This window comes from Pantoea sp. OXWO6B1 (assembly GCF_001641135.1).
In the GTDB taxonomy this organism is placed as follows: Bacteria; Pseudomonadota; Gammaproteobacteria; order Enterobacterales; family Enterobacteriaceae; genus Pantoea; species Pantoea allii.
In genome coordinates, this window is sequence record NZ_LWLR01000001.1 from 3,711,959 (window position 1) to 3,732,493 (window position 20,535).

The 20,535-nt window shown below is 49.8% G+C and carries 17 protein-coding genes; 9 read left to right on the forward strand and 8 right to left on the reverse strand.

From position 1 onward, the window contains the following. Window positions 1-8 precede the first annotated feature (8 nt). Entirely contained in the window at window positions 9-1,709 is a 1,701-nt protein-coding gene (locus A6A26_RS19415) for an ABC transporter ATP-binding protein/permease (protein ID WP_063880252.1), read from the reverse strand. A 28-nt stretch (window positions 1,710-1,737) separates the two neighbouring features. After that, window positions 1,738-4,182: a TonB-dependent siderophore receptor gene (locus A6A26_RS19420; protein ID WP_063880253.1), complete on the reverse strand. Its 2,445-nt coding sequence runs from the start codon at window positions 4,180-4,182 to the stop codon at window positions 1,738-1,740. A 698-nt stretch (window positions 4,183-4,880) separates the two neighbouring features. Between A6A26_RS19420 and A6A26_RS19425 the strand changes: the two genes are divergently transcribed. From A6A26_RS19425 to A6A26_RS19445, 5 genes are all read left to right on the forward strand, one after another. After that, entirely contained in the window at window positions 4,881-5,399 is a 519-nt protein-coding gene (locus tag A6A26_RS19425; RefSeq protein ID WP_063880254.1) for a sigma-70 family RNA polymerase sigma factor, read from the forward strand. An 18-nt stretch (window positions 5,400-5,417) separates the two neighbouring features. Beyond that, complete coding sequence (locus tag A6A26_RS19430) at window positions 5,418-6,374, forward strand: FecR family protein (RefSeq protein WP_063880255.1); 957 nt, start codon at window positions 5,418-5,420, stop codon at window positions 6,372-6,374. 165 nt (window positions 6,375-6,539) lie between these two features. Next, window positions 6,540-7,328 carry an energy transducer TonB gene (locus A6A26_RS19435; protein ID WP_253851910.1) on the forward strand — a complete coding sequence of 263 codons (789 nt, stop codon included), beginning with the start codon at window positions 6,540-6,542 and terminating at the stop codon, window positions 7,326-7,328. A 52-nt stretch (window positions 7,329-7,380) separates the two neighbouring features. After that, on the forward strand, window positions 7,381-8,133 hold the full coding sequence (locus A6A26_RS19440; protein ID WP_063880257.1) for a MotA/TolQ/ExbB proton channel family protein: 753 nt from the start codon (window positions 7,381-7,383) through the stop codon (window positions 8,131-8,133). A 27-nt stretch (window positions 8,134-8,160) separates the two neighbouring features. After that, complete coding sequence (locus A6A26_RS19445; RefSeq protein WP_082875216.1) at window positions 8,161-8,592, forward strand: ExbD/TolR family protein; 432 nt, start codon at window positions 8,161-8,163, stop codon at window positions 8,590-8,592. 585 nt (window positions 8,593-9,177) lie between these two features. Here A6A26_RS19445 and A6A26_RS19450 read toward each other — a convergent pair. Then, entirely contained in the window at window positions 9,178-10,692 is a 1,515-nt protein-coding gene (locus A6A26_RS19450; protein ID WP_063880258.1) for an arabinosylfuranosidase ArfA, read from the reverse strand. Between the two features lie 41 nt (window positions 10,693-10,733). Next, a complete protein-coding gene (locus A6A26_RS19455; protein WP_063880259.1) occupies window positions 10,734-12,137 on the reverse strand; it encodes a glycoside-pentoside-hexuronide (GPH):cation symporter in 1,404 nt (467 codons plus the stop codon). A 748-nt stretch (window positions 12,138-12,885) separates the two neighbouring features. On the opposite strand from A6A26_RS19455, the gene A6A26_RS19460 reads away from it, so the two are divergent. Both A6A26_RS19460 and A6A26_RS19465 read left to right on the forward strand, forming a co-directional pair. After that, window positions 12,886-14,139, forward strand: coding sequence for a mechanosensitive ion channel family protein (locus A6A26_RS19460; RefSeq protein ID WP_063880260.1), 1,254 nt, complete (start codon window positions 12,886-12,888; stop codon window positions 14,137-14,139). Between the two features lie 284 nt (window positions 14,140-14,423). Next, window positions 14,424-14,627 carry a hypothetical protein gene (locus A6A26_RS19465; protein WP_063880261.1) on the forward strand — a complete coding sequence of 68 codons (204 nt, stop codon included), beginning with the start codon at window positions 14,424-14,426 and terminating at the stop codon, window positions 14,625-14,627. A 205-nt stretch (window positions 14,628-14,832) separates the two neighbouring features. Here A6A26_RS19465 and A6A26_RS19470 read toward each other — a convergent pair whose 3' ends face one another. From A6A26_RS19470 to apbE, 3 genes are all read right to left on the reverse strand, one after another. Beyond that, window positions 14,833-16,485, reverse strand: a complete 1,653-nt coding sequence (locus tag A6A26_RS19470; protein ID WP_063880262.1) for a multidrug ABC transporter permease/ATP-binding protein — start codon at window positions 16,483-16,485, stop codon at window positions 14,833-14,835. A gap of 85 nt (window positions 16,486-16,570) precedes the next feature. Next, the gene (gene alkB / locus A6A26_RS19475) at window positions 16,571-17,212 is read right to left on the reverse strand and encodes a DNA oxidative demethylase AlkB (protein WP_063880263.1); all 642 of its coding nucleotides are present in this window, start codon (window positions 17,210-17,212) and stop codon (window positions 16,571-16,573) included. 14 nt (window positions 17,213-17,226) lie between these two features. Next, window positions 17,227-18,267, reverse strand: a complete 1,041-nt coding sequence (gene apbE / locus A6A26_RS19480) for an FAD:protein FMN transferase ApbE (RefSeq protein ID WP_063880264.1) — start codon at window positions 18,265-18,267, stop codon at window positions 17,227-17,229. Window positions 18,268-18,412: 145 nt separating this feature from the next. Here apbE and A6A26_RS19485 point away from each other — a divergent pair, with 145 nt between their 5' ends. Further along, complete coding sequence (locus A6A26_RS19485; protein ID WP_063880265.1) at window positions 18,413-18,526, forward strand: hypothetical protein; 114 nt, start codon at window positions 18,413-18,415, stop codon at window positions 18,524-18,526. Window positions 18,527-18,692: 166 nt separating this feature from the next. After that, on the forward strand, window positions 18,693-18,824 hold the full coding sequence (locus A6A26_RS26185) for a hypothetical protein (RefSeq protein WP_255474476.1): 132 nt from the start codon (window positions 18,693-18,695) through the stop codon (window positions 18,822-18,824). Between the two features lie 33 nt (window positions 18,825-18,857). Here the strand turns inward: A6A26_RS26185 and ompC are convergent, their stop codons facing one another. Further along, window positions 18,858-19,985 (reverse strand): porin OmpC, encoded by a 1,128-nt coding sequence (gene ompC / locus A6A26_RS19490; RefSeq protein ID WP_063880266.1) that lies wholly within the window; start codon window positions 19,983-19,985, stop codon window positions 18,858-18,860. Window positions 19,986-20,535: the final 550 nt, after the last annotated feature.

The window sequence follows — 20,535 nt, forward strand, 5'->3', positions numbered from 1 at the left end:
TGAAAGCGTTAACGCTCATGTACGGGAGTGAGAGTGAGAATATGGTGGTGGAAATGTTCAAGCTCTTTACGGTGTGCCACGCTAATCAGTGTGCAGTTGGGCAACTGATCGATTAACGCCTGATAAAGTCGGTTTTCTGTCTGCGGATCGAGCGCACTGGTCGCTTCATCAAGAAACAGCATATCGGGTCGGTGCAGCAGCACCCGCGCGATGGCCAACCGCTGTTGTTCACCACCGGAGAGCACCTGTTGCCAGCGATCGAACTGTGTTAATGACGCGGCGCGTGCTTCCAGACAGCAGTCAATTAATGCCTGCTGGCATTGCGCATCGGTGAATGTGTCAGGTTCATGAGGATAGGTCAGCGCACTTTTTAGCGTGCCAACCGGAATATAACTCTTCTGGGGTAGAAAAAGCGGACGGACAGAATACGGGGCTGTAATCCTGCCTTCGCCATACGGCCACAGTCCGGCGCAGGCACGCAACAGCGTGCTTTTACCACAGCCCGAACGTCCACGAATAACCCAACGCTCACCGGCCTGTACCTGCCAGTGCGGCAAATGGGACAGGACAGAGCCGTCTGGCCGCTGTAGCGTCAGGTTCTCACACTGCAGGTTCCGGCCCTCGTGCTTTAGCACAATACCTGAAGGTTTATCACGCGCTTTGTTTAACGCCCAAAGCAGATCCCGGAGTCGGTTCGACAACGCCATCCAGTTGGTAAAGGACTGATAAGCCTGCGGGAAAAACGAAAGCGTGCTGAGCAAGGTTCCATAAGCCATGGTAATTTGCGTCAGGCCGCCCATGGTTATTTTGCCGGACAGCAGGAGTGGCAGTGCCAGTAACGTGGGCAGTGGGGAAAATATCTGTGAAAAAAAACTCTGATAAAAATTGAGCCTGAATGTTTTACGCATCATAAGCAGGGTATTCTCACGCACCCGCTCAAAACGTGAGAATAGCCGCCGCCGCTCACGCCCACCGCCTTTAAAAAAAGCGATTTGCTCAGCGTTTTCACGCACCTGCATACCCAGAAAACGAAAATCGGCTTCCACGGTTTGTTTATTCATATTCACGCCGATCAGCACTTTACCCAGCCAGTGGGCCAGCGCGAGATGGGCAATGGAATATATATAAACAGCAAACACCATATAGCCGGGAACAGATAACGTCCTGCCACCTATATCAATGGATAACGCGCCGGACAATCCCCACAGCACAATGGTGAAGGTGACCATACTCACCACCACATTAATAATGTTGGTAGAAAGATTAATTGTCACTTCGGTAAAGAGATTAATGTCTTCCGCAATACGTTGATCGCTGTTGCTGATAACATTATCCCGCTCTAACTGGTAATAAGCAGGGTGTTCAGTCCAGCGTTCTACAAAGCGGGCGGTCATCCATGTCCGCCATCGCAACGTAAGATAGTTTATCGCCAGTACGCTTATCAAAGGCAATACCGTGGTTAACGCGCCGATAATCAGGCTTTCAACCATCGTTTTGCTGATCATCGGCCAGTTAAGTGCCACCAGCGCATCGGTTAGCTTTCCATGCAGCTTATTGAGTGCAACAAACGCAAATGTCGTGGTGAAATTAATCGTCAGGATAATAGCCAGTAATAAGATGGCCAGCCATTTTTCCGACGATATCCAGAAAGGACGGATTAATTGCCACACGCCGGGTCGGTTATCATCCGATGGAATTTTATTTACCACGTTATTATACTCTGGTGATTTACATGTATCAGAACGAATAAGTCAGCGTCAGGCGTGCTGTCCTGTCAGGTTTCACACTGATAAACTGAGGGGTTGAGGTGTAATAATAGAGCGTGCGATTAAATATATTATTCACGCCCAGCGTCACCGTATATTTAGGCTGATGATAGAAAACGGAGGCATCCGTTTGTGCCCAACCGCCCTCTTTAAAATAATTGTTTCTGTAACCGTTCCAGGTACTGCTTGCTGCCTGAACCCCGACACCCGCACCCAGTCCCTGTAATTTCCCTTGCTGTATTTCATAAGTTGTCCAGAGGCTCGCGGTATGTTTTGGCTGACCTACAACTTTACTTTGGTAACCGATAAGTGCCGCGTTGTCGGGATCTTTTGACTGGGAGAAAGTATAACTGGTGGTGATATTCCAGCCCGGCAATATCTGACCATTCAAATCGAAATCGAAACCTTTGGTTTCCCTTCCCTGTGTCCCGACTGGTTGACCGGCAAAATTCGTAATGATGAGATTTTTTTGAATAATGTCAAAGGCTGACGTCGTAATCGTCAGGTTATCGTCGAGCAGACTGAATTTAAAGCCGGCCTCCTTCGATTTGCCTGTGGAAGGTGCAAATGCGCTTCCGGTCCGGGGGTCCAGCAATCCAGTTGTCTGAAAACTGTTGAGTAAATTAGCATAGACGGTGACCTCAGGCGTAATGTCATAACTCACGCCGTAGCTGGGCACCCATTTCGTTTCATCTGAAAAGGTAATTAAAGTGCGCGTCGGTGAAACATAGGCCGTCGATTTTGACGTCCATTGCGCTCGCTTGGCGGACAATTGCAGATGCAGTTTTTTCCAGAAATCAATCTGGTCCTGAAGGATAATTCCCTTTTGTTGTTCGAGCGTATTATAGTTTTTAGCAGTTGGATCAGGTATTGGCGGAAAAGAAAGACTGTCAGGATTGTTATAATTTCCCGTCGTGAAGATTCGCCCCTGAGCCAGTTCCCAGTCGGTGGTCTCTGTATGTTGGTAATCATAACCCACCAGAACATTATGCGTTAACGGCCCGGTATCGAATTTGCCCCGGATATCGTTCTGCAGGCTTAAGGACGTCGTGTCCTGTCTGACACCAAGCTCGTGGCTCACTAAATTGCCATTGCGCGCAGCATTGTAAATTTCATGAACGCGGAAATTATTTACGCTGTCCACATAAGTGGCTTTACTGTTAAACGACCAGTTATCACTCAAATCCTGTTTCAGTTCATAATAGGTAGTTTTAGAATCAAGAGAGAAGTGGTCATCCTTATCACCCAGGCGATATTCTGGCAGTTTTTGGATGCGGCCATCACTGTAAAGGGTTGCTGCAGGGCCTGAGTTTCTTGTATTAGTGAATTCGGCCCCGACTTTAATATGTGTTTTTTCACCTTCCCATGCGAGGACCGGTGCAAGGTAGTCGGCACGATTACCATTAAAATCCGGGAAGCTGTTATCGGAGTGCATGGTGGATGCATTAAGGCGGTAGCGGAACGTTTTATCGTCGTTTAACGGTCCGCCGAGATCGATTGCGGTTTTGAGTTCGCCGTATTTGGCTACCTCGACTTTTATCGTGTGCAGCGGATAAGCCGTGGGGGCTTTGCGAACTACGTTAACCGAACCTGCAGGAGAACTGTTTCCTGCTAATACCGCCTGCGGCCCTTTCAGCACTTCTACGCGCTCTACGCCATCAATGCTGGAATAGCCCAACGGGCTGCCGTTAATCTGGCTGCCGGGGTTGGCAACGCCATCGGTTGAACCAGACGTGATGTTAAAACCACGAATACTGACGCCGTTTTGTCCCCTGTTTCCTGAGCTGAAATTCACTCCCCCCACATTGCGCAGTGCATCTTGTACAGAGGTCGCCTGCTGATCGTCGAGGACTTTTCGACTGATAACCTGAACAGACTGTGCCGTATCCTGCAGCGATAAATTGGTGCGCGTCGCGGAGCTCGACATGGCGGGGTTATAAACGGTTTCATCTTCGCTTCGTTCGGCCTCACCGTTAACGGTAATGGTCGGTAGCGTCTGGCCATTGTCGCGCACGGCCTGGAAGTCCGAGGCAGCCTTAACCGGCGTAGCGGTGCTCATCGCGTAGATAGTCAGTGTGCCGTTAGGCGTGGTCGTGACGGAGAGCGGTGTCCCCTGCAACTGATGCAATATGGCCTGTTTCAGCGTGAAGGAACCCTTGATCTGTTTAGCCTGGTAAGGCGCGACCAGTTTCGGATCGAACGAAATAGTTTGATGGCTTTGTTGCGCTATCGCTAATAACCCCTGCTCCAGAGATCCCGCTGGAACAGAATAATTGATTTGTACGGGGGAAGCAGCGTATCCCTCCTGCAAGGTAAGCAGAGGAAGGGCCGCCATGGCCAGGGCAATATTGACAGCCAATGCCAGACGGCCTTGGGTAAAATACGTTTTCCTTGCATGTTGAGGTACTTGTTTCATTGCTACAGCTCCAGCGAAAAGGTAAAGGGTTGAAGCATATTGTTATGAGTCGATTATTCTTCTCAGTGTGTATGTGCAATGAAGATTAAAAAGTGACACCGGATTTGAGTATTTATGTGAAAAAAATCACTTAAGTTAAAACATTAAAAATATTAACTGTTTAATTTCAAAATAAATTTATAACTTATTCATCATTATGTAACGCAAACCCACCGATAGCAGACGATCAATTAGCGCCCTCTTAGGGTGCTTAATCGGGGATTAGCTTCTGCCAATAGACCTGCGCGGTAAATCAGTCATCAATGGCTGATGTAGAAGAAAATGAAACGCATTAATTAAAAAATGCATAACCTTTTCATTTATTATGTTTTTTTAAACATACAGGCAGAGCCAGCAGTATTAACGCACCATTACGGTGCATTTTAGTAGCTGGCGCTTTTACTGTCGGGATGGAAGGGTAAAGACAGATTCACGGTTATCGCACATGACGTTTTATAAAAGACTGAAAAATAATAAATAAAAAAAATAAATTTTAAAATCCGACACCAGGAAACATATTGGCCTTTCTTTTGCTAGGTAGGCAAACATTTTCCCGCCTTAAACTGCGCCTGAACAGGGCGCGCAAAAAGTGGGTTCCGTTTCTCGGTCTCTTTGTAGGCTCTGAGAGTGGTGTGACATTTTTCAGATGGGGTAACATTATGCCTGCCGACCTGACCGACCGTTCAGACATATTAACGCTTATTTTTCGCAGTGATTACCGCTGGCTGACCGATAAATTACGACGGCGTATTAGTTACGGCACTATGGCTGAAGATATCGCGTCTGAAGCATTTCTGCGTCTGGCGGCAATCCCCGAATTGACGCACATCCGCGAGCCACGGGCCATGCTGACAACGCTTGCCCAGCGTGTGTTATACGAAAACTGGCGCAGACGCGATCTTGAACAGGCTTACCTTAAAGCGCTGGCGGATAGCCCGCAACATTGCCACCCCTCACCCGAAGAACTTGAGATTGTGATTGAGTCGTTACTGGCTATTGATCGCGCCCTGGATGGTCTGTCCGTCAATGCAAGAAAAGCGTTCCTGCTCAACCAGCTTGATGGCATGACCTATGCGGAAATTGCACAGGAGCTGGGCGTCTCCGCCAGCATGGTGCGTAAATATGTGGCGAAGGCGCTCACGAATTGTTATCTGGTGACCAACGGTCAACTGAAATAAACGGCGGAACAGCAAACAATGAAACTCACCCAGCGTCCCGATGACGCCGCGCAGGAAGCGATTGAATGGATGGTGCGGTTGCGCTCTGGCGAAGCCACGGACGATGATTTCCGGGAGTATGAGCGTTGGCGCTATTCCGACCATCGCCATGACGACGCCTGCTGTAAAATAGAAGCCACGCTGGGTAAGATTCAGACCCTCAATCATGCCATCCCGACGGAAAACCTACGTCAAACGCTGCTCGCCCCCTCAAGTCGCCGTAAATTCCTGCAAAAAGCCAGTGGATTTGCCGCAATCGCGGTGGTCAGTGGATTAGTGTTGAATCAAAAATACCCGTTGCCCTATCTGTTATCCGATGTGCATACCGACACCGGGCAGCGGCGCAGGATTCAGCTTGATGACGGTAGCACACTGGATATGAACGCCCGCACGGCACTGAATATTGCCTTTGGTGACACGTTACGTAATCTGGAACTGCGCACCGGAGGCATCATTGCCCAGGTGGTCAGCGATCAACGTCCTTTCATTATCGATACCCAGGCGGGACGCATTCTTGCCCAGGAGGCGCGTTTTCATGTGCGCCAGGACTCTAGCGGTATCCATCTGGCCGTGCTGGACTCGGTGGTGAAAGTCACCAACCTGCGTGGTAACAGTCGGCAGGTTCAGGCAGGCCATGGCCTGTGGTTTGATCACAAATCCTTTATTCCGCTGGGCGTAACGCCTTATGAGGAGACAGCCTGGACTCAGGGACGCCTGGAAGTCAAAGATGCGACGTTAGGTTCCGTGATTAACTCATTAAAAAATTATAGCCCCGCCGTGATCCGCGTAGACCAGGCCGTGGCTGACCTGCGCGTCAGTGGCAACTTCCCGCTCGATGACGTGCCTTATACGCTCGACGCGCTTGCTCAAACCATGCCTATCGCGATTACGCGCACCACCGATTACTGGATCAGGATTAAAGCTGCCGAATCCTAAAAAGATTGTCTTTTTTTACCCAGCCGGTGTCATTTTTCCTTTCTCATTGCACATACAGGGTAAGTCTTCCTGAAACTGCCGCAGAGAAGTCATTTACGGGCAGTAGAGATTTATCGCGAGGTAGTAGTGAAAGCAGAGCGCCTGATTTTTAAAGATCATCTTTCAGTGTCTGACATACCGACGGCTACCCTGATTGCTCCGCAAGGCGCGCAGAATCCCTTTAACAAAAATATGCCAAAACTGGCGATTAGCGCTGTGGTTATGGTGCATCTGGCACTCATTGCCATGGCGATTACGCACACCACGCAATACCGACCTCTGAATATTATTAATCCTGCAACACAAACCAGTATTGAAGCGACCATGGTTGAGGCACCCGCCGAGCCGATCCCGGTTCCGCAGGTTGTCAAAGCACCGCCTGTATTAACCGCCGATAACAGTACCCGTGAGATAGATCAGGATGACACTCAGCCTGTCGTGCCACCACCTGAAACCAAAGTCGTGCCGCCTAAACCCAAACCCAAGCCAGTGATACGGCACAAAAAATTACCGGAAAAAACGCGCCCGATTGAGCCGGTTAAACCTTCACCGGTACAAAATGCAAAAGTGGCGGATCGGACGGCGATTCCTGCAACCTCCCAAGGGCAAATGTTGAAAAGCGCCCCCAATGCGGCTCCTAAAAATGTCGCGACAGTGGGTTGCCAGGTGCCGGCACCGGACTATCCCCGTCGGGCAAAACGGCTTCAGGAACAGGGCGAAGTGCTTATCCGCCTGATAATCAATGCCGATGGCACGGTGAAACATAGCGAAATTGCCCGAAGCAGCGGCTTCGACGATTTGGATCAGGCTGCAATGGAGGCGGTTTCCCGTGTCAGGTGTAATCCCTATATGGAAAACGGACAGGCGATTTCCATCATGACGATTCAACCCATCACGTTCAAATTATCCAGTTAATCCTGTTGGATGGTGCTGAGCGGTCGCTTTTCTTTTTAACTGAGGATGCATTATGAATGAGTTTGGCATTGAACACGTATGGCAACAGGGCGACATCATTACCCGTGGGGTGGCCATTGTCCTGCTGATAATGTCGGTCATGTCCTGGTCGGTGATTATTATAAAATGCATACAGGGCGCGGGAATGAAAAAGATAGCTCACCGCTCCAAGCATTTATTCTGGAGCCAAAAGACACTGCCAGCAGCCATTGATACGCTTGGTGCCAGCGGCAACAATCCGTTTCGCGACCTGGCGATTGCCGGCCATGCCGCCATGTCTCATCAATATAATATTGAGACAGGCATCAGCAACAATCTTGATATCGGCGACTGGCTGACCCGGGCCCTGAAAAACAGCATTGATGACAGCTGTGCCAATCTGCAGTCTGGCCTGGGGATTCTTGCCTCTATCGGCAGTACCGCGCCGTTTGTGGGTTTACTTGGCACCGTCTGGGGCATTTATCATGCACTGCAGTCGATCAGCATGGCTGACCAGCCTGATCTGGCTCACGTTGCAGGCCCGGTGGGCGAAGCGCTTATCATGACGGCGTTTGGCCTTTTCGTGGCAATTCCGGCGGTATTAGGGTTTAACGCCATCAGTCGGCGCAACCGTGCCCTTCAGCATTCCATCGCGCGTTTCGCAAACGATCTGCATGCTTATTACCTCACTGGCTCACGCATTGCGTCTACTGTCGAGGAACTCCATACGGGTGATAAACGCCAGTCGAGTCATATTCAGCCGTTCCGCGCCAGTCAGTCAGTGTAAGTCCGGCCGTATCAGGAGACGCTAAAGATGAGTATGTCAGGTAAATCGCCGTTCGAGTTAGATGAAGATCCGCTGGTCAATGACATCAACATGACGCCCTTTATTGACGTCATGTTGGTATTGCTGATTGTCTTTATGATTACGCTGCCCGTGATCAATCCAGCGGTAAAAGTCAATTTACCTAAGGCTAACGCCAGCCTGGTTGATAAGAATGTTAAATCAGTCGATATTTCGCTGATGGCTAACGGCAATATCGCCTGGAATAAAGAAACACTTGATGACGCGGCCTTTAAAGCCAGATTGCAGGACGCGGCGAAACTGCCTGAAGCGCCACATTTACGCATCTATGCCGATCAGGGCACCCCTTACGGGCGCGTGGCATTTGTGATGACAAGTGCACAGAGTGTCGGTTTAACAAAGTTTGATTTCGTTGTAGATAAAAAGGTGCCGGCATCCTGATGCTGTCTTGAGGCAAAACACCTTTCTGACAACAGGATACATTTTTCGGCCTGCAGGGAAGGCATTCTGCATTGATGCTCGTTAATGACAAAGGATAAAAGACGTTTACGTGGGTTAATTCCCTGGCCAGCACAGGATGGCCTCATTAGCGCTATGCGGGATAGTGGATAAAGGCAAATATTATATTTTCACTGCAAGCGCAACGAAGACTATTTCAAGGAAAGGTGAGTGTCCTGATTCATTGAAAGTAAGCGCAAATGAATGCTGCGGCCATTAAAAATGCCAGCGGAGCAATCCACGCGCCATCAGAGGGTGAATATTAATGGCAGCACTCAGAATGGCGGGGTTATTCTTCTGTGGCGGATAAGCGGCAGTGAAAGATATTGGGCAGTCAAACGTATAGAAAATACAGGTTATCTTCACGTCTGATTTTATCGCGCAAAATTGCGGTTATGTCAGACAGATAATATTTTTTGCCCCCATCCTGCGCTGTAAAAAAACCAACCTACACGGTTGGTTTTTTACGCGTGACGTAGCCTGATATCATCCGCTCCGGAAACGCAATGCTGGCGGACATGCTGCTATTCAGGGCTGCAGATCGATCACCACCATATTCCAGCTGAGAGGCGGAAGTGACACCTGTTTCTGGCGACGCTGTGCATCGGTGACAGTGCGCGGCTGCGGCACCACCTTATCCGGCTCAGTAAAGGTATTTTTAGCGTCCAGCGCATGGCCCGCTAACACGACATGTTGTGATAATGTCCCCTCACCAAACTCATCGAGCACAAAGGTAATGTCTGCCGCATCATGGGCGTGCGTGTTCAGCGCGAAGAAGGCGATCTGCTGTTTCTCTTCGTTGTAAACGGCCGCGCTCTGAACCTGTCGGGTTTCGCCATGCACGGTGTTCACCGTAGGAACATTGGCAAAATAGCGTAATGCCTGTCCCCGTCCATACTGACTCACCATCTGGAAAGGCCAGAAGATGGTCTGGCGAATCACCTCACCACCGGGGCGGGTGAAGATGGGAGCAATCACATTGACCAGTTGAGCCAGGGACGCCATTTTTACCCGGTCACAGTGATTGAGCAACGAACACATTAGCCCACCGAACGTCAGCGCATCCAGAAAAGTATAAGATTGTTCCAGTAATGGCGGCGCTTCCTGATACAGGTTGTTCGGGTCGATAAAGTGATCCTGCCAGGGCTCGCCTTCGATAGACCAGATATTCCATTCATCAAACGACAGCATCATCTTTTTATCGCTGCGCAGTTTGGCTTTAACATAGTCGGCCGTTGCCGTAATGGTATGAATAAAATCATCCATTTTCTGGAACGAGGCTAAGAAATCCTGTGGATGACCGGTGCTGTTTTCAAAGTAATGATGGCATGACAGGTAGTCAATCTGATGATAAAGCCCCTCCAGTACAATGCGATCCCATTCGGGATAGCTGGCCTGAAGCGAATTAGAACTGCCGCATCCGACCAGCTTGATATCCCGATCAACCCAACGCATGATTTTTGCCGTTTCACGCGCTTTTTTGACGTAATCTTCCGCACTCAACTGCCCGGTCTGCCACTCGCCATCCATCTCGTTGCCCAAGCACCAGAGCTTGAAATTATAGGGTTTTTGCCGACCATGCTGGATACGCAGATCGCTGAGTGCGGTGCCGGATGCCAGATTACAGTACTCAATGAAGTAACCGGCCTCCTGCGGCGTGCCTGTGCCGAGATTGACGGCGATCATCGGCGTAACGCCATACTTTTCGCACCAGGTGGCAAACTCATCTATGCCAAACTGATTGCTTTCTTTGGTCAGCCACGCGTAATCCAGCCTTACCGGGCGCGCTGATTTTGGGCCAATACCATCGCGCCAGTTGTATCCCGAAACAAAATTACCGCCGGGATAACGGACGGTGCTAATCCCCAGCTCTCTTACCCGTTCGCCCACGTCCTGACGAAAACCCTGTTCGTCCGCCGTGGCATGGCCCGGTTCATAGATGCCGCTGTAGACGGCCCGTCCAAGGTGTTCCACAAAGGAACCGTACAGGGCATCGTCCACCCGATCGATGGTGTTTTGTTTTTGAAAAAAGTACTTAATCATTTTCTTCCCTTCTGTTTTCACAATGGATTACAGCTGGAGACTCAGTCGGGATGAGTCGAGAACAGATCGTCTTCAATGGTTTTCATTTTGGCGGTAGTCAGGATATAGCGCGTGCGGACCAGCCACACAGACAGCAGATAACCGACCACGGGAATCCAGACCATCAGTGCGTAAATGCCATCGATCGCACTGCGGCTTTGTTCGGCCACATTGGCCTGATAACCGGTAAACGACAGAACCCCGCCCACAATCGCGCCACTGACGGCCAGGGCAATTTTGAGTGAAAACAGGTTGCCGGAGGCACAGATTCCGGATAAGCGCTTGCCCGTTTTCCAGTCGCCGTAGTCATCGACATCGCCAATGAACGACCACAGGATGGGTGCACCAATCTGATGAATGACAGACAGGATAAAAAACCAGATGAAAACCAGCACACTACTCTGGGCGGGTAAAAAGAAGAACACGATCGACATTGCCAGGGCTGTCGATTTAGCGGCCTGATAAACCTGGACTTTACACCAGCGGTTGGTGAAATACGGGGTAATGTAAGAGCCAAGAATACCGGCAATAATGCCGGTACTCAGAAACAGCGTGGCGTAATAGTCGTTCAGTCCCATCACATACTTTGCGAAATAGATACAGGCCGCGCCGCGTACAAAAGAAGGAATGCAGTCGAGAAACATGGCAAAAACACAAACAACCCACTGATCGTTTTTTGTAATTTGCCGGATGATCGCGAAAATCGACTCCCCGGCATTGCTCTTAGGTGTGATGCGCTCTCGGGTGGTCGCGACGCAAAAAACAAACAGAAACAGGGAGATCACGGCAAACAGCGTGATGACCCAGAAGAAACCAATTTGCCGGTTTCCGTTACCGAAAAACGCCACCATCGGCAGTAAGGTCAGGGTGCAGAACAAGCTGGCAAGCCCTGCGCCCATAAAGCGGAACTGCTGGCAGGAAACCCGTTCCTGCGCATTGGTGGTGATCACCCCGCCCAACGAGCAGTAAGGAATATTCACCCCAGAGTAAAGCAGCGACAGGATGAGATAGGTAATAAAGGCATACATGACCTTTGCATGGCCCTGTAAATCCGGCGTGTAAAACATCACCATACAGCTAATGGCAAAGGGCACAGCAAAGCCAATAATCCACGGACGAAAACGCCCCCAGCGCGTCGTGGTTTTATCAATATAAGCGCCGTAAAAGGGGTCGAAAACCGCATCGGCAAAACGTACAACAAGAAATATGGTCGCCACAACACCCGGTGCCAGTCCAAATATATCCGTATAGAAAAAAGACAAGAACATGGTTATCGGATTAAACAGCATATTACAGGCGGCATCACCGGCCCCAAATCCGGCCTTTTCAACAAAGCCAACGCGGCCCGAACGCACCGGCTGGGCACGATAAGCGGTATCACTGTTTGACGTAATATTCGTTTTCATTTATCACCTTTCACCTTCCTGAAAAGAGGTGGCGATAAGCATATGTTTTAGAGCTATTTTTGGCCTACGATGACCCTCGCATAAGCAAAATCATGACTATATTTTCCATATATTTAGCTTATGCAGGCATAAAAGCCGGAGGACATTCCCCCATTGTGTAACCTCCTGTGATGGAGAACGGTGTGATTTCCTGTATATAAATATCGTGCTGAATGGTGGCAAAAAGGGCATTAAGAGGAGAGTAAAGAGGAATAAAACAGAATCGCTTCACTCACCCTCTTGTGGGTTTGAATTAACTAATCATTTAAGTAAAAGAGGTTAATTAAAATATTGCTCAATCGATATAAACCTGATGAAAAGCATTATCGTTAAATAATGAAAATTAAAAATATACAGTGCAGAAACATGCATATTTAATGTTGTAAAAACGCGGTGAAAGTGCCCTTACGGCGTCAACGTACCAGGCTGACCGACGATACATCCTCATCGTGCAGCACGCGTTTCCTGCCGCGTGCAGAAAGCAGCCCACCCTCAGAGCAGGCGCGGGGCCATCTGCTCTGAGGTTGGGCTGCCCTGCTGCGGCGGTCTGAAAGCGGCGGTCAGCGCTGCCACAGTGCAACCTCGAAATGACATTATGAATAAATTCCATTAACTTACTCGTCGCAGGAAGCCCAAACGCACGCTACGCTTATCGGCATCATTGGGTTTGTGGTTGAATACAAACAACATTTTCAGGCATACGATTAACATGAATTATTTGAACGACATACAACACTATATTGAAAACAAACCTGCACTTTCTGTTACTATTAACCTCGTTGTGTTGATCGTCGCGGGCCTGGTTGCGCATCTGATTTGTAAGTTTTTTGTGGTAAAAGTGGTACGTAAGGTGTTTTTTAGTACCCATAAGAAACAGGTGCCGCTCGATAAAGATGTCAGGTTGTCTGAAAAAATCTCTAATTTCATTCCGGTTATCACCGTTTACTTTCTGCTGCAGTTTATGCCGGACTTGCCCGAGCATCTGTTAATCGCGATTAAGACTATCTGCGGCATTTTATTTATGGTTTACCTGTCGCTGTTTTTCAATGAAGTCCTGGAGATTATCAATATCTCCTATGTTAAAAAGTCGAAACGTAAAAATCATTCGATTAAAGGTTATATTCAGGTCGGCAAAATCCTGGTGCATATCATCTCGGCGATTATGATCCTGGCCATTATGTCGAATAAATCGCCAGTGATTATTATCTCCAGTCTCGGTGCGGTGGCGGCGGTGCTGATGTTGATATTTCAGCATACCTTGTTGTCGCTGGTGGCGAATATTCAGCTGTCATCCAATGATGTGCTGCAGTTGGGCGACTGGATTGAAATCCCGGCGAACAACATCAGTGGTGAAGTGATTGATATCGCCCTTCACACCATCACCATTCGCAACTGGGACAACACGCTTTCCCGTGTTCCCACCAAAACCTTTCTTACTGAAACCTATACCAACTGGCAGGCCATGTTCTCATCCGGTGCTCGCCGAATCATGCGCAGTTTTTACATTGATCAGACGTCGATAGGTTTTGTGGACCACGCCATGCTGGAGCCCATGACGCAGATTCGCGGCATCAGTGAGCAACTCTCCAAACTTATGGATGGTCGGGAACTGAATGCTGTAGGTGACCGCTGGTTTGTTGAAAACGGTATGACTAACCTGATGATCTTCCGTCACTATCTTACAGCCTGGCTGGCTCAGCGAGATGACATCAAAAAAGACATGTATATCGTGGTGAGGTCGATGAAGCCTTCTTCTGAGGGGCTGCCCATTGAAATCTATTGCTTCACGTCATCAATTCTGTGGGTCGATTATGAAAATACCCAATCGACAATCTTCGAATATATCTATGCCATCGCTAACGTCTTTTCATTGCGCATCTACCAGCGCCCGTCAGGAAGCGACCTGAGTTTTCTGGCACAGGAGCGTCAGCAACCGGCAACCCATAATGAAGCCCAGACCTGAGAAGCCTTTGCCCTGCCTGCTCTTTTTCAGACGTGAGCAGGGCTAAACAAATTCGGTCCGCCAGGCTGTCCAGCCCCGCCTGGCGCTTATCGTTGGTGTATCGGACTTTCCTGAAAAATTGCGAATAAATACAACATTAATTATAAAAATCATTTATTTATTAATAAAATGCAAATGTTGATTACTTCACAAAAACAACAAATATGACAGCCTTTCATTAAATTGAAACAATTCTGTCATGAAAAAAACGTATTCTGTTTGCTCCTGAAATCGAGGGTACAGATATGATCATCAAAGCTAAAAACCTGAAGGATGCAGAAAACTTACTGCACTCGGGCATCAATAAGGTGGAGCTGGCATACGACATCGGTTGTGACGATTTCTTTCGTCTGGCAAGTCAGTGGTGCGAACGCGGTGCGCGCATCAGTAAAAGCCAACAGCATTTTGTCGTTTCAGTAAAAAACTTCCCCATCCCGCCCAACGATTGATTATAACAAGCTACCAACCTCACACCGCCTCCCTGTTGTTACAGCCAGGCACCGTGTGATTTCAAGCGCCAACCAGAACTTTTCTAAGCCGCTCATCACTGAGCGGCTTTCTCGTTTCTCAGTGCCCCTGTCTGACGCTCGCCGCCGATGATCAACGCGCTCAGCACGGTGTGACTGACCGAGCCTGAGACGATCTCAGCAAAAATTATAAACCCGTATCGGTAAGCTTGACGGCATCCAGGCTGGCGTGGTCGCGTTCGTTACCCGTTAACTCGTAGAGGACGCCATCACGCATCTCCAGCAGGCGATCGGCGTGGATAAAGTAGTGGTCATCATGGCTGATGGCAAAAACGGTTTTTCCTGCAGCCTGCAACGCGGGCAATAACTCACGATAGAAAACCCGACGGAAATGCGGGTCCTGATCGGCGGCCCATTCATCCAGCAGCAGGACGTCGCGTTGCTCAGCGACGGCCAGCAGCAGCGCCAGCCTTTTACTCTGCCCTTTCGACAACTGCAAATTTAGTATTTTATTCCCTTCAATTTTCAGCTTGTCCTGCATTTTGAGCTTTTCGAGCCATTGCTGAACCCGGCCAGGCGAAGCGGGATCGCCTTTGCTGTCTATCAGACGGTCAAACAAATGCACATCGGTGAAGACCGCTGAGAAGTGTTTCCGCCAGCTATCAAGGTCGCTGACATCAACCGGTTTGCCGTCTATTAGCAGGCTGCCGGACTGAGGCCGATAGAGTCCTGTGAGTAACATGGCCAGCGTCGATTTCCCACTTCCGTTACCGCCAATTAAAAACACCAGCTCGCCACGATGAAGCGTTAAATTAATCGGCCCGACCTGGAAACCCTTCTCCCCGTAGTGAAAGGTGATATCACGCAGCTCAAGGGTTTGCCACACGGTGTCGCCAGAAAAGGCAGGAAAGTCCGGTTCATACGGGGCGAGGTCAAAGCTGTTGAGTTTGCGAAAGGCGACCTGAGCACTGAGTAGCGTCGGAAGTGCCCCAACCGCTGACAGCAGTGGCGTACGCAGAAACAGCAGCGTCAGGGAAAAGGTGGCTGCCACTGCCGTATTGGCCCATCCCAGACTGTTGGCCATGAAAAATACCATGCCAATCGCGCCAAGCATCATGATGTTTGACCAGTTAACGGCACTGAGATGAAAGGTATCGGCACGCACGATATGGTGCCGGTAATCACTGGCATCCTGCTGATATACCTTGTCGTAGATCAGTCTGGCGCGCTCACGGTTAAGCTGGAGCTCTTTGCGTCCCTCTATGACGGTCTGGTAATCGCGATACAGGTTGTCTTCAACATCCCGCAATTTTGCCATGTGCTGATAGACGCGCGACACCAGCATCCAGCCGCCTGCTATCGTCACGACCAACCAGCCGCTGGTCACCAGTAACATCTTTGGGGACAGCCAGGCAAGATAGAGTGCCGATCCCAGTGTGATAATGATTCCCTGAATTAACTCGGGCAAACGGACAAAAGCAAGGGTGATGGCCCGTACATCGCTGGTTAATCCCGCCAGCAGTTGTGCGCTACCAATCTGTTCGATGCGCTCCACGCGCGTGTCCAGGATGCGCTTGATAAATTCACCACGCATACGCCAGACAAACTGATGGCCCAGCCAGGTCAGTGCCAACTGCGAGGCCAGCGTTACCGCCATCAACATAACCACCTGGAACAGGAACGCGGGCAGGACCGTCAGGGAGGTATTAATCGCGACAATCATCTCGCTGTTAATAAACGCGATCATGCCAATACCTAAGGCGGCACTCAGTAGCGTGAGCAGAATTACGCCAATAAAAGGCCAGCGATACTGGCGAAAAACCACATTTAACAGTGCCATAAAACCTTACCAGACATGAAAATCAGCCAGCAGTGTAAAGTGATGGCAAATGATAGCAATCGTTATTCGCACCTTGCGCGACGGGTTAAAACGCCCGTCGGAAAGTGAGGTTATAGCGAAAGGCGCCGGTGAGCGGATGGATACCGGCTTTAAGCGGTAAGATACCGTGATAGCGCAGGCGCGAAGGCCCGCCCCAGACCACCACATCGCCATGTTCCAGCAAAACCCGCTGTGCATGGTCACTTCGCTCAAAGCCACCGAACTGGAAAACCGCGGGTAAGCCCAGGGAAACGGAGACAATCGGCTGGCGCAAATCTTTCTCATCCTTGTCCTGGTGCAGCGTGAGCTTAGCGCCTGGCTCATAGCGGTTAAGCAGGCAGGCATCCGGATTGAATCCCGGAAAGCCGGCTTCTTCAGCGGATTGTCGGGCCAGCAAACGAAACGCGTCCGGCATGGCTGGCCACTGACGCTGACTGCTGCTGTCCTGCTCGCTATAGCGGTAGCCGCGCGCGTCCGTAGACCAGCCGAAATCGCCGCAGTTGGTCATCGCAACCGACATGCGATGACCACCTGGTGTGATGCGGTGTTCAAACGGATTTTGCACGGCAATCGCCATCATCGCCTGGTACAGTGCTTCCGCCTCATCGCGGGCGCGGCGGCGTAAAATTACCGCGCCCTCAGCCAGCGGTTCTTGCCAGGGTGAGGCGTCACTAAACAGATCCAGCATAGATGTTCTCTCTGTCAGTCAGATGGAATAATAAAAGCGGAAAACTGGGGCGACATCCAGCTGACAAAGTTGTCTCCTTGCTTGCTGATTAAGTACACCGCCAGTTTCTCTTTGATTGCCAGCGCTTTGGCCTTTTCAGTGCCCAATACCATTAATCCTGTATCCCAACCATCGGCTTCCAGCGCGGTGGTGGCAATCACGGTCGCCGACACCAGCTTATGGTCGATTGGCCGCCCTGTAGCGGGATCGATAATGTGTGAAAGCCGTTTGCCATCCAGTTCATAATAGTTGCGATAGCTGCCTGAGGTACTGATACCGTGCCCCTGCAGATCGACCCGCGCCTGAACGGCATTTTCCCGGTCGGTCGGTTTCTGAATCGCCACCCGCCACGGCTGGTTCTGCGCATTCATTCCACGCGACAAAACAGCGCCGCCCACCGAGACCAGATAATTATTAATGCCTTCCTGCTCCATCAGGCGCGCCAGATGGTCCGTTGCAAAACCTTCTCCCACCGTGGAGAGGTCAACATATAAGCCTGGCAGATCTTTTTGCAGCCACTGCCCTTCTCCTCCCTGAATCACCCGCAAATGTTGCAAGCCAGTCAGGGCTCGGGCCGCGGCGATCTGCTGATCGTCAGGAATATGGCTGGGCTGCTTATCGGGACCAAAGCCCCATAAATTAACCAGCGGACCGACGGTAATATCCATGGCCCCTGCGGTTTTCTTGCCGATTCGCAGGGCAAGCGTCACGATATCAGCCATGTTTTCACTCACTGGCTGTGGCGTCGTGGCACGGCTCTGATTAAAGCGCGACAGCACAGAGGTGGGCTTCCAGGTTGAGAGTTCCGCATCATCGGCATCAAGCCGTTGCTGAATGCGCTGCTGGAGCACGGCTTTACGTCCGGCATCAACCCCTGCCAGGCTAACTCGCCACACCGTCCCCATTGTTTTCCCTTCCAGCACCATGGCGTCTTGCTCTTTTGACGACGGGTTATCACACCCTGCCAGCAGCACCATTGCGGCCACTAACAGCAGATTTATCTTAAAGGTCATCAATATTCATCCGTAACAGGTAATTTATGCATATTTCAAAGCACAAACACTAAGTAAAGTAACTTAAATATGGTTGATAAAACTTATGCGTTCTACCAGACTAGCTCGTTCCGCTCGATCTTGAGGGCGTCAGAAAAAGGAGTAACAGATGATTTTATTAATCCTTGCCGCTGCGTTGGGCCTGTTCGTGTTAGGAAGTTATAAAACGTGGCAGCAGCGTCGAAACCGCAATGTGGCGACAGCCTATCTGCGCCGCCGTTGATCGCCTCTGCACCATTTAAGGTCATCCGCCCCTTTATCCGCGCGCTATTGTAGCAAGATCCCCTGTTTTTCCGTGGCTATGAGAGCGGTCGGACTGGCACGATTCCTGCACCAGTCATATCGTCTGATTTGCTGAGAGGTGTAGGATGGAGAAGACAGAGACTGCGATGACTACGATGCAAAACTGGTTAAGTTTTGCTGCGTTCACCTTGTCGGGTGTGGCATTCGAGGGGGCGAGATATGGCAACGTTATCGTGCCGCAGGATGAAACCGGGCCAGAACAGATAACGAATGAATAAAACCAGGGAGCGCATTTGCGCTCCCTGTGACTTTTAGAACTGGTAAACCAGCCCTACGCCCACCACGTCGTCGGTATTAATTCCCGCCGCTTTGGTGAAGTCGTTGTCGTCCAGTAAGTTGATTTTGTAATCAACATAGGTCGACATGTTTTTGTTGAAGTAGTAAGTCGCACCGACGTCGACGTATTTCTTCAGATTCTGCTTGCCCCAGTTCTGCACATCGGTACCGCGTGAGTTCACGTAGGCCAGAGAAGGACGCAGACCAAAATCAAACTGGTACTGAGCCACTAATTCCCAGTTATCCGCTTTATCCGCATAACCGTAAGCCGTATTCGGCTGGTTACGGCTGGTGCTGTCACCGAAGCTGGTCGCGTTATACGACCGGGTATACATCGCAGCCAGATAAATATTATTGGCATCATATTTCAGACCGCCGGTATAAGCTTCCGCTTTATCACCGCGTCCCAGAATACCCGCAGCATTACCATTCTGGTTGCTGGTACGATCGGACTGGAAGGTTGCGGCACCAATACCGAAACCGGAACCCAGATCATAGGTGGTGCTCAGGCCCCAGCCGTCGCCGTTTTCACCCAGCACATCACGACCACCGCTCGCTTCCGTTGGGTTGTCATTTTTGCCCTGATACTGGACGGCAAAGTTCCAGCCATCGACCAGACCGAAGAAACCGTTGTTACGATAGGTCGCCATGCCGTTGCCGCGCTGGAACATAAAGTTGTCCGCGCCATAAGTATCACCACCAAACTCTGGCAGAACGTCGGTCCATGCGCCGATGTCATAAGCCACGCCGTAGTTGCGACCATAGTCAAATGAACCTGCATCGCCAAACTTAAGCCCTGCAAAGCCAACGCGGGTATAGCTGTCAGCCGTGCCTTGTGCCTCAGAATTGTTGAGTGCGGCCTGGTATTCCCACTGGCCATAGCCACTCAGTTGATCGGTGACCTGGGTTTCACCCTTGAAGCCAAAACGGACATAGGACTGGTCGCCATTGGCGCTGTCGTTATCCGAAAAATAGTGCAAACCGTCTACTTTGCCGAACAAATCTAATTTATTGCCGTCTTTATTGTATATTTCAGCCGCATTTGCCGATCCCGCTGCTGCCAGTAATGCAGGGATCGCCAGGGAGAGAATGTGACGCTTCATTTTATTACCCTCTGTTATGTGCCTTTTATATTTGCCACTGCAAACCGATGGTAATATCGGTCGGCAAACCATTGTTGTTTCATAGCGAGTAATAATCCATCGTAAAAATGCTACTAAATTTCCGAAACTGTTTCATAATCTGTAAAATTTATTTCTACATGTAAATAACACGGAACTTATTAGCCGCACAGAGTGATAAAAAATAAAGCACAAAATGATAATCCAATCGAAAATAATAGTTATCAGGATGATTTTAATGGGAATATTCCTAAGCACTCAATGGTAAAACTTATTGCGCCCCAGCCAATATACTTACTCCCGCTATCATCATTTATTTCTTATCTTCATTCACCCCGAATGATTTTTTTTTACCCTTATATATCGCCGGGCTTATTGCCCGGCTTTTTTTTGCCTGATCGCCTCTGCTCTGGTTTCATACGCGCTAAATAGCCTTGATTATTGCCGTTTTTATCACCAAATTTATTTGTTGATTTAAGAAAATATAGTGCGTCAGCAGGTAAAGCTTATCAGGTAATTAGTCACTCCATGA